Below are 16,628 nucleotides of genomic sequence, written 5' to 3'. Positions count from 1 at the left end.
ACACCGTGACGACCGACGAGCCGAAGCAGAGCACCGTGACGACCGACGAGGTCGCCTACAAGGCATTGGAGGGCCTGGCCGCCGCCCCGCTGTGGCGCTTCTACGGCAACCTGTTCCCCGCCCAGCCCAGGAGCCGGGCCGTTCCGCACCGCTGGAGCTGGCAGCAACTGCGGCCCCACCTGCTGCACTTCTCCGAGACCCTCTCGCTGGACGAGGCCGAACGGCGGGTCCTCATGCTCGTCAACCCCGGCCTCACCGACCCTCCTGCGACCGTCAACACCCTTTACGCAGGACTCCAGATCATCCTGCCCGGCGAGACCGCGCAGGCACACCGGCACACCTCGAACGCCTTCCGCTTCATACTCGAGGGCGACGGCGCCTGGACGACCGTGAACGGCGAGCGCGTCTTCATGACCCCGGGCGACCTGCTGCTCACCCCCGGATGGCACTGGCACGACCACACCCACGAGGGCGACGCGCCGATGATCTGGCTCGACGCGCTCGACTATCCCCTGGTCAACGCTCTCGAAGCCGGCTTCTACGAGCAGTACCCCCAGCGGCTCCAGCCCGTCACCCGGCCCGACGACGCGGGCAGCAGGCAGTTCCTGCACGGCCGTCTGAACCCTGCCTGGCTGTCCCAGGACGGGCCCAACTCCCCCGTCTCCCGCTACACCTGGCAAGAGACCCAGCAGGCCCTGGACGCCATCGCGGACACCGCCGACGGCAGCGACGTCGACGGCATCGTCCTGGAGTACACCAACCCCTGGACGGGCGGCCCCGTGATGCCCACCATCGGCTGCCGCATCCAGCGACTGCGCCCCGGTTTCGAAGGGGCCGGCCGCCGGCACACGGCCTCGACCGTCTTCAACGTCGTCCGCGGTGAAGGCGCCACGATCGTCGACGGCGAACGGCTGGAGTGGTCCGAGAACGACACCGTCGCCATCCCCGGCTGGGCCTCCTACCGGCACCTCAACACCTCGTCGTCGGCGGACGCCGTCCTGTTCTCCTACAGCGACGAGCCGGTCATGCGCTCCCTCGGCCTCTACCGCACGGAAAGCGCCGACCCCGGCGCCTGATCCGCCCCACCCGACACTCACAAGGAGGCCATCATGCGTCTGGCCCTGTTCAACGAGGGACGTCTCGGAATCGTCGACGGCGACGACCTCGTCGACGTGACCGAACAGCTCACCGGCACGAACACCACCGGTGCGGCCGGTGCGCTCCAGCAGCACATCGAGAACGTCGCGCGCGGCGTGTCCGCACATCTCGACCTCGACGGCCGTGCCCGCGTGCCGCTCACCGAGGCAGTCCTCGATGCTCCGCTGCCCCGCCCCGGGAAGATCGTCGGCGCCCCGGTCAACTACCTCGACCACAAAGCCGAGATGGAGTACACGACGTCGATCGCCGACCTCGGCGTCTTCCTCAAGGCGAACTCATCGGTCATCGGTCCGGGCCAGGACATCCTCCTGCCGTACACCGACCGGCGCACCGACCAGGAGGGCGAACTGGGCGTCGTCATCGGCCGCACCGCGAGCCACGTCAGCGCGGACGACGCGCTGGACCACGTCTTCGGCTACACCTGCGTACTGGACATCACCGTCCGCTCCGGTGAGGACCGGTCCACCCGCAAGTCCTTCGACACCTTCACCCCCATCGGCCCGTGGGTCGTGACCGCCGACGAGATCCCGGACCCGGACACCCTCGGCCTGCGCTGCGATGTCGGCGGCAGCACCCGGCAGCGCACCAACACCGCGGACCTGATCTTCGGCGTCCGCGAACTGATCGCCTACACCTCGTCCGTCATGACCCTGCACCCGGGCGACGTGATCGCGACCGGAACGCCGGCCGGAGTGGGACCGCTCAGCCACGGCGACCGCGTCGTCCTGGAGATCGAGCGGGTCGGCCGCCTGGAGGTGGGCGTCGACGGTTCCCGGGCCACCCCCTACGAACAGCGCCCCGGCCGCCGGAACCGCTGACCGCGCGGTCGCACGCCAGGTGGTGCCGGGCACTCGTAGACTCCCCCACACGGGCCCTCTCCCCGACCGGCACCATCTCGGCGACAGAAGAACGGAACACTGTGGCGCGCGCACTGGACCTGCACAACTATGTCGGACACCTGATCCGGCGCGCGGAACAGGTGCACACCGCCCTGTGGTACCGGCATGTGTCACGGGAGATCACCTCCCAGCAGTTCGCCGTCCTCAACGCCCTCCGCCGGGACCCCGGAATCGACCAGCGCACGCTCGCGCGTTTCACGTCTCTGGACCGTTCCACGGTCAACCACATCGTCCGCCGCCTGACCGACCAGCACTACGTCACCCAGGTACGCGACGAGGAGGACCGCAGACGCACCCTGCTGAGTCTCACCGCCGAGGGAGCCGGCCTGCTCGACTCCCTGATCGGCCCGGCCGAACACATCAACGAACAACTACTCAGTGCTCTTCCCGGGAACGAACGGGAACAGGCCGTCGGCATTCTCCGCAAGATCGCTTCAATGGATGACGAGTCGATTCACGGCGGCCCGTAGCGGCCGGCGTGAAAGGGCCCCCGCGGGCCCTGCACCGGCTCCGGTTCCGCTGCGAGGTGTGAGTTGCGGAACGAAGCGCCGAGGCACCGCCGGAGTGACGAAGGAGTCACACCATGCCTCACCACAGCCTGCAGACCGCGGCCCCTCCAGTAGCGCCGCAGGAGGCAAAGCCCATGCCGGTCACGGGTACGGGACCCGTCATCGGCCGCGCCCTGCAGATCCTGGGCGCGTTCACCGCACAGCACCCCCATCTGTCCCTGAGCGAACTGGCGCGCCGGTCGGGGCTGCCGGTGTCCACCGTTCACCGCATGCTGGGCGAACTGCTCGCCTGGGGGGCGCTGGAGCGCGACGGGCAGGGGCGCTACCGCATCGGGCTGCGTCTGTGGGAGGTCGCGTCCCTGGCACCTCGCAGTCAGGGCCTGCGCGAGCGCGCGCTGCCTCATCTGGAGGACCTCTCCTCCCTCGTACGGGAGAACGTGCAGCTCGCCGTCCGCGACGGCAGCGAGATCGTCTTCATCGAACGCATCGGCCCCAGTGGCGCGGTGCCCACCCTTACGCGAGTGGGCGGGCGGCTCAGCACCACGGCGACGGCGGCGGGGCTGGCACTGCTCGCGCACGCCCCGGCGGCCGTACAGGATGATGCGCTGGCCCGGGTGATTCCCCGGCACACCCCGTTCACGCTGACGGACAGTGGCCGGCTCAGGGCAGTCCTCGCCCAGGTACGCACCTGCGGATACTCGGTGAGCGACCGCCAGCTGTCCACCGAAACGCTCTCGGTCGCCGCGCCCGTCATGGCGGCCGGCGGTGAGGTGATCGCAGCCGTTTCCGTCGTCGTCCGGCACGGGTCCATCCCCGTAGGGGCGCTGGCGGATCTCGCCCGCTCCACCAGCCGGGCCATCTCACGGACGCTTCACACTCCGGCAGCCGCCTGACCTGCGCTCTCCCGTAACAACTTCTTTCCCGGCATCCGGAAATCCGCCTGGCCGCCCGAGGCCGCCGCTCGGACGATGGCTGCCCCGACAGCCGATCCCCACTGGCCGCCGCCCGGCGGGCCTCCGTGGCATTCGGCCCCACCGCAGACGACAACGGAGTACCGCCATGGACAAGTGCCCCGACCGCCCTGCCGCACAGCGGGCCGCCCGATGACGCGCCTCGAAGAGGCTGTGGACAACGGTCCGATGAGCCGTTTCCAGTGGTGCGCCATCGCCGTGTGCGTACTCCTCAACACCCTCGACGGCTTCGATGTGCTGGTCATGTCGTTCACCGCGAAGACCATCTCCGGCGAATGGCATATCGATTCCGGCACCCTCGGGCTCCTGATGAGCAGCGGACTGGCCGGCATGGCGCTGGGCGCCCTGCTCGTCGCCCCCTGGGCGGACCGGATCGGCCGCAGGCCGGTCATTCTGATCGGCCTGCCCGTCGCCGCGGCGGGCATGATGCTCTCCTCGGCCAGCCAGAACTGGCAGCAGCTGGCGATGCTCCGCCTGCTCACCGGCGTCGGCATCGGCGCTGTTCTCGCCTGCAGCAACGTCATCGCGGGCGAGTTCGCCTCCCGCCGCTGGCGCGGCCTGGCCGTCAGCCTCAACTCCACCGGGTACGCCGTGGGCGCGACGATCGGCGGCATCTCCTCAGTCGCGCTCATCGACCACTACGGGTGGCGGTCGGTGTTCCTGGCCGGCGGACTGGCCACCCTGGCCGTCATCCCCGTCGCCTTCCTGCTCCTGCCGGAGTCACTCGACTTCCTCCTCAGCAGGAGGCCGGCGAACGCCCTGAACCGGGTCAACTCGCTCGCCCGCCGCATGGGGCAGCCGATGCTGCCGGAACTCCCGGAACGGGACGCGTCGAAACCTCGCTCCGCAGGCGGTCTCCGCCGCCTCCTCGCACCGGATCTGCGCCGCTCCACTCTGGTGCTGTGGGGAGCGTTCTTCCTCGTCATGGCAGCGTTCTACTTCGTCACGAGCTGGACGCCAACCTTGTTGGTGGAGGCCGGGATGTCCTCGACGCAGAGCCTGACCGGCGGAACGCTTCTCAACCTGGGGGGCGTCTTCGGCACCGCGCTCCTGGGTGCGCTGGCTGCCCGATACGCGCTCAACAGCGTGCTGCGCGTGTACCTTTTCGTGTCCGCGGCCCTGGTCATGATCTTCGCGGCCTCCACCGGCACCCTCGTCCTGGCGTTCTGTATCGGTGCGGTCATCGGAGTCGCCGTCAACGGGTGCATCGCCGGCCTCTACGCGCTGACACCGAGCGTCTACCCGACGCCGCTGCGGGCCACCGGCGTGGGAGCGGCGATCAGTGTCGGCCGCGTGGGCGCCATCATCGCGCCCTCCGCAGCGGGCCGGCTGCTGGACGCGGGCTGGACACCGCTGGCCCTCTACGTGGCAACGGGCGCCGTGTTCCTCGCAGCGGGGCTGCTCCTCTTCGGCATGCGGCGAAAGCAGCCGGCACCGGCGGCGAGTCGGCAAGTGAGCCCGGCACGTCAGTCGTAGCCCTTCCAGGCATGAGGGACGCCCGGCGAGAACCGTGCGTCCCTCACGACAGGCCGACTACGACACACCGCCGGCCAGGCAGGCATGTCCCGGCCGCACCATGCGTCACCAGGAGTGGCTCAGCAACGGCTGACGTCGATGCGGATCAGGTTGCGCTCGCGGATGGCATAGAACCTGCCCCGCTCGTCCACGGCGGCTCGCGGGATGCCGTACCAGTCGGCGTCGAGCGCGACCAGGTCGGTACGGGCGAACGTCTTCGGGTCGTAGCGTACGAAGTCGGAACTGGACGCTCCGTACACATACCCCCGGTCGGCGAGCAGCGTCCCGTAGTTCGGCACCACCGGGCCGTGGTTGGCGGAGTGGATCACCTTTCGGGTGTGCAGGTCGATCACGAAGAAGTCACCCCTGTAGCACATGACGTACAGGTGCCGGCCCAGCACGGTGAGGCCGGATATCCCGGTGGGCTTGGACTGCGGCGTCATCCGCCACAGCTCTCGCTTCCGGACCGGGTCCCACGCGACCAGGGTGCCGGCGGTGGCGGGGACGTTCTGGCCGCCGAGATAGGCAACGCCGTCGTGCGCGACGACCGCACGGATCATCTGGTCGTCGGCGATCGGGTTGACCGCGACGGTGGTGGCGCCGTTCTTCGGGTCGAACGTCATCAGCGATCCGCCCAACGTGTAGTCGGACTGCAGCCCGATCAGCATCAGCCGGTGGCTGTCGTCCCAGACGATCTGGTGCGGGCGGTTCTGCTCCGGCGGCAGATCGGCCAGCTTGCGGGCCCACTCGTCGTCGGTGTGCGGGTTGTACGCGAGGAGGCCGATCGCGTTGTACTGGGCGAAGTGGGCAGTGCCCCGGTGCAGCAGGATGTCCTTGGCTTCGCTCGTCGCCAGCACCCTGCTCTGTTCCCCGGTGCGCAGATCATGCCGTGCCACCGAGTTCGTCCCGCCGACGTACACGTTGTGGGTGTCGGCTGCTATGGACATCGCCAGCTGGGGCCCGATGGGTGCGCCTGCCTCGATCAGGTCCCATGAGGTGTCCGAGCCCGTGCTCGGATCCACCTCGAAGATCAGGCCGAAGGCCGAGACGACGATGACCTTGTCGTTGCGGATCCACAGGCCCCAGAGCTCGCCGAAGTTCCCTTCCTTGGGCTTGATCTCGCGGAACGTACCGGTGCTCAGCGTCAGCTCGATCAATGCGGCACCGTTGAAGTACATCTTGTCGCCGAGCTTGCGGGGCAGCCGGAGGAAGTGCTGCTCACTCTGCACGAGTGTGTACTGGGCCGGGTCGTCGGCGTCCATGATCGCGACCGCTGCGCCGGCGTCGGTGGTGGAGCACACGTACAGCGTGCCGTCGAAGAGTCCGACGTCACGGACCTCCACCTGCCCCGCGAACTCCTTCGGCAGGATCGATGTGATCTTCTTCGTGGCGCGGTCCATGACGAAGAGTCCGGCCTTGGTGCTGGTCGGCGTGGCTCCGAGCGACGCACCGGTGCCGATGTAGATCCTGTCCTGCGTGGCCAGCAGACAGCGGATCATCGGAACGTCCGGATCGGGGATCGCGATCTCGGTGAGCTCACCGGTGGCCGGGTCGTACTGGCGCAGTTTGGGCTGCGGCTCTCGTCCACCGAAGAAGATCTTGTTGTCGGGTGACGCGCTGATCGCGTACGGATCGAGGCCGGGGATCGAGTGGAGATCCTCCTTGGGCGCGCCGGCCGCGGAGAGGTCGAGCCGGATGAAGCCCGGGCCCGGGGCGGAGTCGTACTCCCGGACCGCTGCGTACAGATACCGCTCGTCAGGGTCGACGGCGAGCAGCTGGGTGCTGATCCCGGGCCCCTCGGTGACACCGGTGACCTTCTCGGTTTCGAAGTCGAAGCCGATGATCCGCATCGGATCGATGTTGCGCGAGGCGATGTACGCCTTGTTTCCCACCGGAATCGCAGCAGCGAGAGAGAAGTTGTTCACTCCCGGGCCGAGGTCCGTGACCCGCACCCCTGACCCCGGCGTCGCCAGGGCGTCGGTCGCGGGGAGGCCGGCGACGGCCAGCGCACCCGCACCGGCGGCCCCCCACTGCATCATCTGACGTCGTGTGATCGATCCGTCCTGCATGGTTGTGTACTCCTTCGTGGGATTCTGAGGATGCGCACGGGGAGCCCATGGACCGCCCCGTGGCTGGAGGGATCAGCCCGCAGTCCAGCGCAGGCCGCCCAGGAGGTGGCCCCGGAAGGCCGGGGCGGTGTAGGCGTCAGCGGCATGGCCCAGCGATGTGTAGAACGAACGGCCGGCGCCTGACTCCTTGCACCACACCAGGGGGTGATCGGCGCCCATGCCGCCGCCTTCGTAGCCGGCTTCGTCGATGGTGGCGAGGACCTGTACGCCGGGGCCCCGCGGATTGCTCCGGAAGTCGTACCACTCGTCGTTCCAGTCCCACCGCGGCGGCAGATGGCGCGTCGACGGATGGCTCCGGTCCTCGACCAGTACGGTGCCGGGCTGGAACTCCGGGTGGCCGGCGAAGCGTGCGCCGAGCAACTCGCCGTAGTACGGCCAGTCGTACTCGGTGCACGCTGCGGAATGGATGCCCATGAAGCCGCCACCGCCCGAGGTCCAGCGCCGCAGCGCCAGCTGCGCGTCCGGGGTGAGTACCTCGCCGCTGGTGGACAGGAAGACCACCGCGCTGCGCCCCGCCAGTGAGGCGTCGGTGAAGACCGAGGGGTCCTCGGAGGTCTCCACGGTGAAGCCGTGCTCCTCCCCCAGCTCACGCAGAGCAGCCTGCCCGGCGGGGATCGAATCGTGGCGGTAGGCCGTGGTGCGGGTGAAGACGAGAACGTCCGACAGGCGGTCGGTCTGGGGCATGCTGCACTCCGGGTTCTGACGCGCTGGGTGGTCGCGGTGATCGGCACACTCTCGTGTGGCGGGCGGCCCGGCAGCCGCCCGGATGCTCAGGCCGAGGTGGTCAGGGCCGCGCGGATCACGGGATGGGCGAACTCCCGCCCGGCGCAGTAGCGTTCGACCTCATCCAGCGCACTGCGGGTGATGCGCAGGAGTTCACCGCCGAGCGAGCCGGCGATGTGCGGAGTCAGCAGCACATTCGGCAGTGAGTACAGCGGTGAGGCCGCCGGCAGCACCTCGGGCTCGGTGACGTCGAGGACGGCGTGGAAGCGTCCCGACAACGCCTCGTTGGTGAGGGCCTCGGTGTCGATGAGGGAGCCGCGTCCGGTGTTGATGAGGGTGGCGCCGTCCCGCAGGAGCGACAGTCTGCGGGCATCCAGCAGGTGGTACGTCTCGGGCAGCGCGGGCGCGTGCAGCGAGACGACGTCGGAGACGGCCAGCAGTTCGTCGAGTTCGACGAGCCGGGCGCCCATCGACCGGGCCGACTCGGGATCGAGGTGGGGATCGGCCAGCAGGATGTCGAAATCGTGGGGCCGGAGGAGCTCCAGCACCCTGCGTCCTACGAGGGACGCGCCCACCAGGCCGATCGTCCTGCGGTAGTTGCCGAAGCCGGGGAAGTGAGCCGCCCAGTCCAGGGCGTTCCGGTGCTCGCGGTAGAGTCCGCCGATCTCCAGGACGCGCTTGTTGGCGAAGAGGATGGCGGCGAGCGTGTACTCGGCGACGGGTACGGCGTTGGCTGCGGCTGCCGTGGAGATGCGGAGCCCGCGGTCCCAGCAGGCGTCCGTCACATGGTGTTTGACGCTTCCGGCTGCGTGCACGACTGCCTTCAGCGCCGGCATGCGGGCCAGCACGGCGTCGTCGAGCGGGCGGCATCCCCAGGATGTGATCAGGATTTCGACAGCTGCCAGACGGGGCACGTCGTCGAAGTCCTCGGCGACGACGTGCGGTTCGATGTCGACGAGGCGGGTCAGACGGTCGATCGCGGCCCGTGGGAAGAGGGCGTCGCGGTGCGGGCGGCCCATCGCGAACAGGGCACGCGGTCGGGGCTGGTTGGTTGGCATGGAGATCCTCAGAACGATGGCCTACTTGACGGCGCCGGCAGTCATGCCGGACTTCCAGAACCGCTGGAGCATCAGGAAGAGGACGACCAGCGGGACCACGGACACCAGCGATCCGACGATGGCCAGGAGGTAGTCCTGCGGGTGGCCCTGGGAGAGCGCCGAGGAGTACCAGACGTACAACCCGAGGTTGACCGGGAAGAGGTCCTTGTCGGACAGCATCACCAGGGGAAGGAAGAAGCTGTTCCAGATCTGGGTGAACTGGAAGAGGAAGATGGTCACGAAGCCGGGCGCGATCATGGGCAGGGCGATCCTGCAGAAGGTCCTGAACTCACCTGCCCCGTCCACACGAGCGGCTTCGAGGACCTCGTTGGGGATGTACGAGGCGCTGAAGACGCGGGCCAGGTACACCCCGAACGGGAACACGAGGCCGGGGATGAACACGCCCCAGAAGGTGTTCACCAGACCGGCTTTGGCAGCGATCAGGTAGAGCGGGATCGCCATCGCCGTTCCGGGCACCATCACGCCCAGCAGGACGAAGGAGAAGAGCTTCTCCTTGCCGGGGAAGTTCAGTTTGTCGAACGCGTACCCGGCGGCCACGCTGAACACGGTCGCCAGCAGCGAGCCGACACCGGCGTACAGGACGGTGTTGAGCAGCCAGCGCAGGAAGATCCCGTTGTCGACCTCGAACAGGTACTTGAGGTTGTCGACGAGCGCGAAGTCCTTGCCCGGGGCGAAGCCGTTGGTGGCGAAGAGGTCCTGGCGGCTCTTGGTGGACGAGAGGACCAGCCAGAGCATCGGCAGGAGGGTGTAGAGGGCGGCGAGAGCCAGCATCGCGGTCACACCGGCTTTGGACAGCAGGACCGATGGACGGTTTCCGGGGCCGCGCCGGCCCGGCCGGTTCTTGTCCGTCCGGATCCCGTCGTTCCGGCTCCTGTCCGTCCGCTCCGGAGTCGGACCGGAGCCGGCCGGGGCAACGCGTGTCATGGTCTTGGTCACGGCTTGCTCCTGCTGCGCGAAATGCGGGTGACGAGGAATGACAGCAGCGCGGCGAACAGTGCGATGAGCAGCGAGGCCGCTGCTGCCAGTCCGAAGTCGTTGTGGGTGAACGCGGCGGTCTGGACGAACATGTTGGGCGTCCAGCTGCTGCCGATCGAACTGGAGGCGCTGTAGATGACCTTCGGTTCGGTGAAGAGCTGGACCGAACCGATCACGGTGAACAGCACGGCCAGGGCGATGGCCGGGCGGATCATCGGCACCTTGATCGACAGAGCGGTACGGATCTGGCCGGCACCGTCGATCTTCGCCGCGTCCAGGGCCTCGGTCGGCACCGCCTGGAGGGCGGCGTAGAAGATCACCATGTTGTACCCGATCCACTCCCAGACGGCGATGTTCGCCGCGGAGAGGACCGCGTTGTCCGCCGACAGGAAGTCGATGTCGAGGCCCCCGGCGCTGAGGAAGTCGATCACCGGGCTCAGTCCGGGCGTGTACAGGTAGACCCAGATGAGTGCCGCGATCAGACCGGGCACCGCGTGCGGGAGGAACAGGGCCAGTTGGAAGAAGGTCCGCGCCTTGGTCAGTGCCGAGTCCAGCAGCAGGGCGAGGACGAGCGCGCCACCGATCATCACGGGGATGTAGATCGCGACGTACGCGGCGATGGTGAGGAACCCGCCGCGGAAGGCCGGGTCCGCCAACGCGCGGACGTAGTTGTCCAGTCCTGCGAATACCTCTTCGGTCCCGCCGAAGCCGAGGCCGGAGGTGTGGGTGGTGAACAGGCTCATCCAGCCCGCGTAGACCAGCGGGGCGAGGGTGACGGCGGCGAACAGGATGAAGAAGGGTGCCAGGAGCAGTGTGGCGGTGCGGCGCTGGGCGCGGGCTGACGGAGTTGTCATACCGGGCCTTTCTCGAGGGGAGCGGGAAGCGTCGGGGCGGGAGCCGATGCCGGCCTCGGCCTGCGGGCACGCATGGGCCTGCGGAACGGGCATCGGTTCACCGGGGTTCGCGTACTACGGGGCGACCTTCATCCCGCGCCGCTCCATGTCCTTCACCGTCGCCTCCTGGGATCCGGTGAGGACGTCGAAGAGCTTCACCTTGCCCTGGGCGACCTTCGGGAGCTGATCGACGATGGCCGTGTTCGTGGTCCCCATGACGGGTCCCCACGTCCAGCCTGGCCGGACCGCCGCGTAGGACTTGCTGCCCACTGCGTACACGTCCTGGCCGCCGAAGTAGTCGGTGGGGAAAGCGGCCTTGGTGACCGGCAGGAGCTTGGGATCGGCGGGGAACATGCTGCTGGTCCCGGAGGAGACCCACGCCTTCATGCCCTCGGGGTCAGTGGTGATCCACTTGATGAACTCCTCGGCGGCGCCGCTGTTCTTGGCGCCCTTCGGTATGACGAACGAGGAGCCGCCGTACATGGCCGAGGCCGGCTTGCCGTCCCAGGTGGGCACGGGGGCCACCGACCACTTGCCCTTCTGGTCGGCGACGGTCGCCTGCTGTGCCCCCGCGCACCAGCTCGCGCAGACGTAGGCGACGGTCCGGTTCTGCTGGACGCTCGTCCAGAACGGGTCGAGCGAGCTCACCGAGCTGACGAGGTCCTTCCGGGCGAGGTCACCCCAGTAGTCGGCGACCTTCCGGGAAGGAGCGTCGTCGAGCGACACCTTCCAGGAGTCCTTCTCCGTGCCGAACCACTGCGAGCCGGCCTGCCAGGCGAGGGCGGTCAGCAGGCCCGGGTTGTCGGTGTAGAGAACCCCGCCGCGGGCCTTCGGGTCCGCCTTCTTCACCTGAGCGGTCATGTTCCGGTACGCGTCCCATGTCTTGGGGACGCTGATCCCGTGGCTCTTGAAGAAGTCGTTGCGGTAGTACAGCATCAGCGGAGCCGCGTCGCGGGGAACACCCCACGTCTGGCCCCCCAGCTCGACCAACTGCCTTACGGACTTCGGGAAATGGTCCTTGACCAGGGGCCCGAGCGAATCGCTCAGTGTCTCCAGCTTGCCCTGAGTGGCGAACTCCGGCAGCTGCGGGTACTCGACGACCGCGGCGTCCGGGGCGGTGCCGGCCTTCACGGCGTTCGTGAGCTTGGAGTAGTACTCCTGGCCCGAGGGCACCGCCTCGAAGGTCACCTTGATGTCCGGGTGGGTCCGGTTGAAGGCCTTCGCCACTTCGTCGGAGCCCTTGACGAAGGACCAGAAGGTGACCTTCCCGGTGCCCTTCTCCGCCGTGGAACTCCCGCTGTCGGAGTCTCCACATCCCGTGGCGAGAAGGCCGATTGCTGCGACGGAGCAGACCACTGCTGTCAGTCGTCTACGAAACATGATGTGCCACCGATCGTTCGCTTGGGTGTCACCGCAATCATTCGTTACGTACGACAGCACGTCAATGCATCTGATTTCGTTTTTTGGATAACGAAACCACATGACGTCACATGGTTACGCGTCGGTCCGGTGGTTGGCACCGCAGGACGCGCGCACTCGCAGTTCCGGGCGGAGCAGGATCTCGGCCAGCGGGGTGGCCGGGTCGGACAGCCGGCGGACCGCCAGGTCGAGCGCCCATGCCCCCACCGCCTGCTTGGGGGGCGCGACGGCGGTGAGCGGTACGTCGCTCAGCTCGGCGACCTCGTCGTCGTAGGTGACCAGTGCCAGATCTTCCGGCACGCGCATGCCGCGTGCGCGCAGGATGCCGACGAGCGCGATGGCATCGATGTCGTTGTGCACCAGCGCGGCCCGGACCTCGCCGGATTCCACGGCTCGGACCACTTCTTCGAAGCGCGCGTCGGCCGGAGCCCCGTCACCTGTGGTGCTGATGAGGAACTCCGGCCCCGGCGTCAGCCCCATGGCCTGCACCGCGTCGGCATGACCGGCGCTGAGCAGAGCCGTGTTGGGGCTCTCGATCCTGGCGACGAGGGCCACCTTGTCGTGCCCGAGCCCGGCCAGATGGCGCACCGCGAGGGCCGCGCCGTAGGCGTGGTCGGAGGCCACCTGCTCCAGCCGGCCGGCCCGGATCCCGGCGCGGCGCTCCACCAGCACAGCCGGCACCTCGAGGGTGCTCAGCCACTGCTCGGCCTCGTCCAGCGGGCGCAGACCCGGGTGCAGCATCAGCAGCAGGCTGTCGATCCCGCCGGCCACGAGCTGGCGGACCTGCTCCTGGTTCTCCGCCAGCGACTCCCCGGAGACGGTCAGTGCGACGCGGACGCCACGCGCGCGGGCCGCGTTCTGGACGCCCCGGATCACTTCCGCGTAGTAGTAGCCGCCGGGCGGCACCACCAGCCCGACAGCGTACTTCTCCCCGGTGGGCTCCGGGGCGGGGGCCGGGGCCTCGACGGGAGCCGGAGCCTCCGAGGTCAGGGCCGTGGCGCCGCCGTGCACCCGGTTCAGCAGTCCCTGGCCGGCCAGCTCCCGTACGTCCTGGCGCAAGGTCACGGCGGAGACGCCCATCTCCTCCGCCAGCGCCTTCACGGTGATCGAGCCCTGGCGCTCCACAGCGCGCAGGATCGCTTCCCGCCGCTCGTTAGCCAACACCTTCAGTCCCCTCTCGACAACGAGTGAGTCATCGATCTTCACTCGACAATCGAAAAGATATCAATCAAAGGTCAAACGATGGCCTGGAGCAGCGGATCCCGTGACGGGGTCAGTGCGACGGCCTGTCGTCGACGGAGACGAGGTTGCCGCCGCGGAGCGTGTAGAGCAGCCCCTCGTCGACGTTGACATGCGGGCCGCTGTACCAGGCCCCGTTGATGTCCGCGACGACGGTGGTGACGGCGAACGTCTTCGGATGGAAGCGGAAGAGCGTGGTGTCCGAGACGCCGTAGACCGCGCCCCGGTTGGTGACCATGGCGGCGAAGCCCTTGCTGACGCTGCTGACGTCCGCGGTGTGCACCACCTTCCTGGCCCGCACGTCGATGACGAACAGCCCTCCCTTGGTGGTGAGGCCGTAGAGGTTCCGGCCCTGCACCGCCAGAGCCGCCACGCCCGCCGACTGCTCCGTGTCGACGCGCCACTGCTCCTTGCCCGTGACCGGATCGACGGCGACGACGGTGGCGCGCGGTCCCTCCTTGGCGGCGTTGTCACCGCCCAGGTAGGCGACGCCGTCCCGGTTGGCCACCGCCCGCACGAGTTGGACGTCATCGATGGGATTGACGTAGGACGCCGACTTCCCGGTCCCGGGAGAGTACGTCCACAGGGCGCCGCCGCCCTCGGTGTCGGACTGCACACCAACGAGGAGCAGCTTGTTCTCGGGGTCCCACGAGAGGTCCAGCGGGCGGTTCTGATCGCTGGGGAACTTCGCCGCCTGCTGCGGCTGCCGCCGCCGGGAGGAGTCGTATCGCCAGATGCCCTGTGCGTTGTACTGGCCGGTGTACAGGACGCCTTCGATCACCTCGGCGTCCTTGGCCTCACCCGGTGCCTGAAGATTGACGACCTCGCCGGTCTTCAGGTTGCGCCGTGAGATGGCGCCGTTGCCGCCGAGGTAGGCATACCCGTGGCCGACGGCTATGCCCATGCCTGCCTGTGGTCCGGCCTCGGCCCCCGCCTCGTGCAGATCGGTGACCACGGAGGTCTTGGCCGACACGTCGATCTCGGCGACGAATCCGTAGCCCGAGACGACAGCGAGCCTTCCCTCGGTATGGTCCAGCCCCCAGATCTCACCGAGGTCCGGACCGGTGAACTCCACAGGGGAGATGGTCCTGTCGGCCTTCGAGTAGGCCTGCACTCCCGACTCGGAGGCGAAGTAGATTCGCTCGGCATCGGAGGTGAACGTCTTGATGACAGCGCCTTCGGTCTTCACCACGGTGCAGGAGGAGAAGTCCGTCAGGTCGATCACGGCGAGCTTCGCGGGATCGACCGCACCCGATGTGCCGACGATCAGTTTCCCGTCATGGACGGCGAGTTCCCGCAGGCTGGGGTCCTTCTCCATCTCCTTGGGCACGATCGAGGTGAACTCGTGGCTCTGGCGGTCGAAGGCGAACAGGGATGCCTTGCTCGCGCCGCTGCCGCCGGAAAGGACGCTGCCCGCGCCGAAGAAGACGGTGGTGTCCGTGGCTGCGACCGCCCTGGCCAGCGTCGCCTTCGGATCGGGGGCACCCAGATTGGTCACGGCACCTGTGGCGGGGTCGTACTGCCACAGGACCGGTGGCTTGTCCGGCACGCCGCCCACGGCGAAGACCGTGCCGTCGGGGGCGACGGCCAGATCACGGATGTCGCGGTCCTCGGTCCTGCCGATGGGCACGGCGGGCTTCTCGGGCGTCTCCAGGTCCCACCGGTAGAGATTCGGCTTGCCCTGGTCGGACTTGACCAGGACGCCGATGTAGAGGTAGCGGCCGGTGGGATCCGCCGCCAGTGCCTGGATGGAGGGCTCCGGCCCCGCGTCAAGGCTGGTGGACGACACCACCTTCCGGCTCGGCAGATGGAAGCCGACGACGCTGGAGGGGGTCAGGTTGCGCGAGCCGATGTAGACGGTTTCGCCAACCAGCACCCCGCTCATCAGCGAGAACTGGACCAGCCCCGGTCCGAGGTCGGTCACCTTGGCCGTGGCCGCCGCCTCGGGTGCCGCGCCGGCCTGCGGGGCGAGAAGGGTTCCGGCGGCGGTGGCCAGCCCGAGCGCGCCACCTGCCTGGATGAGCCGGCGCCTGCTCAGGGAACGAGTATGGGTCATCTGTACTCCAAGGGATGCTGAGTCTGCTGTTCCACACATCCGGGGATCCGGGGATCCGCGTCAGGACAGGTCGAGAATGCGGATGTCGTCGTGCTGGACGATCCGCGTGGGTACGTCACCGTTCTCGATCGACTCCGAGGGCCGGTAGAGCCCCCACTTGATGTAGCCGTGGTCGGCCGGGTTCTCCGGCTGGTAGGTACGCACGTTCTCGTACGAAGCGGCCGGCTTGTAGTCGGACTCTCCCGGCAGCCGCACGGAGACCTTGAAGTAGCCCGTCTCGTCGGTGGTCCAGCGTGCGTCCACGCGGAAGCTCATCCACTTGTTCACGTACGGACGGAGGTCCGCCACCACCGCCGTCTGCTGGTTCAGGTGCGGTGACCTGAACGCGACCTCGTTGCGCTTCGCCATGAGGTAGAACGCCGGAACGTTGCCACCCGCGTACTTCCCCTGGAAGAGGATGTCTCCGGTTTCGCTGTCACCGGGCGTGTAGGTCTTCCAGTCCTTGAGCAGCACGCTGAACTCGTAGCGCTGCACGTCACCGATGTCGAACTGCCCGGACGGAAGCAGATCCGTCGCGCTCTCGCTACGCGGCGCGCCGTTGGACTCGTATCCCGCCTCGCCGAGTGTCACCTTGTGCTGAACCGCGTACGAGCCCTCGTGCCCGGGCTGAACGACGCCGGAGGCGTCCGGTGCCGTCGCGTGCGTGGTGCTCAGACCGTCCACTCCGGAGTTCAGGGCTCCGTTCTCGTAGTCCACCTTCAGCTTCTCCGTGGCGGACTGCGCGGGCGCGGCGCCGGCGAGTGGGGCGCCGTCCGGTTCGGCTCCTGACGAGTACGACACCAGAACGGGGACCATCAGCGCCCCTGCACATAGGGCGGCGGACACCTTGAGAACCTTGATCATCTTCCACTCCTCGACATCGTGGGGCTGCGAGAACCGGTCGAAGGCCACCCAGGGGTGTTCCTCCAGCACCATCACACCGTGTGGCCGAAACTCAAACGGCAAGACGACATCGTTTGCTGGG

At 68.3% G+C, this 16,628-nt stretch carries 14 protein-coding genes; 5 read left to right on the top strand and 9 right to left on the bottom strand.

Annotated elements, in window-relative coordinates; all coding sequences use genetic code 11:
- The first annotated feature begins 5 nt into the window (after positions 1-5).
- The 5 genes from OG782_RS34890 (at position 6) to OG782_RS34870 (ending at position 5,013) form a co-directional block, all read left to right on the top strand.
- On the top strand, positions 6-1,076 hold the full coding sequence (locus OG782_RS34890; protein WP_406457977.1) for a cupin domain-containing protein: 1,071 nt from the start codon (positions 6-8) through the stop codon (positions 1,074-1,076).
- Positions 1,077-1,109: 33 nt separating this feature from the next.
- A complete protein-coding gene (locus OG782_RS34885; RefSeq protein ID WP_406457975.1) occupies positions 1,110-1,976 on the top strand; it encodes a fumarylacetoacetate hydrolase family protein in 867 nt (288 codons plus the stop codon).
- A gap of 101 nt (positions 1,977-2,077) precedes the next feature.
- Positions 2,078-2,527 carry a MarR family winged helix-turn-helix transcriptional regulator gene (locus OG782_RS34880; protein WP_406457973.1) on the top strand — a complete coding sequence of 150 codons (450 nt, stop codon included), beginning with the start codon at positions 2,078-2,080 and terminating at the stop codon, positions 2,525-2,527.
- Positions 2,528-2,640: 113 nt separating this feature from the next.
- Positions 2,641-3,459 carry an IclR family transcriptional regulator gene (locus OG782_RS34875; protein ID WP_406457971.1) on the top strand — a complete coding sequence of 273 codons (819 nt, stop codon included), beginning with the start codon at positions 2,641-2,643 and terminating at the stop codon, positions 3,457-3,459.
- 246 nt (positions 3,460-3,705) lie between these two features.
- Positions 3,706-5,013: an MFS transporter gene (locus tag OG782_RS34870; RefSeq protein ID WP_406457969.1), complete on the top strand. Its 1,308-nt coding sequence runs from the start codon at positions 3,706-3,708 to the stop codon at positions 5,011-5,013.
- Positions 5,014-5,132: 119 nt separating this feature from the next.
- Here OG782_RS34870 and OG782_RS34865 read toward each other — a convergent pair whose 3' ends face one another.
- The 9 genes from OG782_RS34865 to OG782_RS34825 all read right to left on the bottom strand — a co-directional run bounded on the left by OG782_RS34865 (position 5,133) and on the right by OG782_RS34825 (position 16,609).
- Positions 5,133-7,121, bottom strand: a complete 1,989-nt coding sequence (locus OG782_RS34865) for a hypothetical protein (RefSeq protein WP_406457967.1) — start codon at positions 7,119-7,121, stop codon at positions 5,133-5,135.
- Between the two features lie 72 nt (positions 7,122-7,193).
- A complete protein-coding gene (locus OG782_RS34860; protein ID WP_406457965.1) occupies positions 7,194-7,865 on the bottom strand; it encodes a ThuA domain-containing protein in 672 nt (223 codons plus the stop codon).
- Positions 7,866-7,951: 86 nt separating this feature from the next.
- Positions 7,952-8,923 (bottom strand): hydroxyacid dehydrogenase, encoded by a 972-nt coding sequence (locus tag OG782_RS34855; RefSeq protein ID WP_406459436.1) that lies wholly within the window; start codon positions 8,921-8,923, stop codon positions 7,952-7,954.
- Positions 8,924-8,983: 60 nt separating this feature from the next.
- Positions 8,984-9,946 (bottom strand): carbohydrate ABC transporter permease, encoded by a 963-nt coding sequence (locus OG782_RS34850; RefSeq protein WP_406459434.1) that lies wholly within the window; start codon positions 9,944-9,946, stop codon positions 8,984-8,986.
- Positions 9,947-9,954: 8 nt separating this feature from the next.
- Positions 9,955-10,851, bottom strand: a complete 897-nt coding sequence (locus OG782_RS34845) for a carbohydrate ABC transporter permease (RefSeq protein ID WP_406457963.1) — start codon at positions 10,849-10,851, stop codon at positions 9,955-9,957.
- Positions 10,852-10,965: 114 nt separating this feature from the next.
- Positions 10,966-12,270 (bottom strand): ABC transporter substrate-binding protein, encoded by a 1,305-nt coding sequence (locus tag OG782_RS34840; RefSeq protein ID WP_406457961.1) that lies wholly within the window; start codon positions 12,268-12,270, stop codon positions 10,966-10,968.
- Between the two features lie 114 nt (positions 12,271-12,384).
- Positions 12,385-13,473 (bottom strand): substrate-binding domain-containing protein, encoded by a 1,089-nt coding sequence (locus OG782_RS34835; RefSeq protein WP_406457959.1) that lies wholly within the window; start codon positions 13,471-13,473, stop codon positions 12,385-12,387.
- Between the two features lie 109 nt (positions 13,474-13,582).
- Positions 13,583-15,604 (bottom strand): hypothetical protein, encoded by a 2,022-nt coding sequence (locus tag OG782_RS34830; RefSeq protein WP_406457957.1) that lies wholly within the window; start codon positions 15,602-15,604, stop codon positions 13,583-13,585.
- Positions 15,605-15,664: 60 nt separating this feature from the next.
- Positions 15,665-16,609 carry a heparin lyase I family protein gene (locus OG782_RS34825; RefSeq protein ID WP_406457955.1) on the bottom strand — a complete coding sequence of 315 codons (945 nt, stop codon included), beginning with the start codon at positions 16,607-16,609 and terminating at the stop codon, positions 15,665-15,667.
- Positions 16,610-16,628: the final 19 nt, after the last annotated feature.

It is taken from the genome of Streptomyces sp. NBC_00876 (assembly GCF_045207435.1).
Lineage (GTDB): Bacteria > Actinomycetota > Actinomycetes > Streptomycetales > Streptomycetaceae > Streptomyces.
Note: the sequence above shows the minus strand (reverse complement) of the source record. Positions and strands in the feature narration are given on the sequence as shown.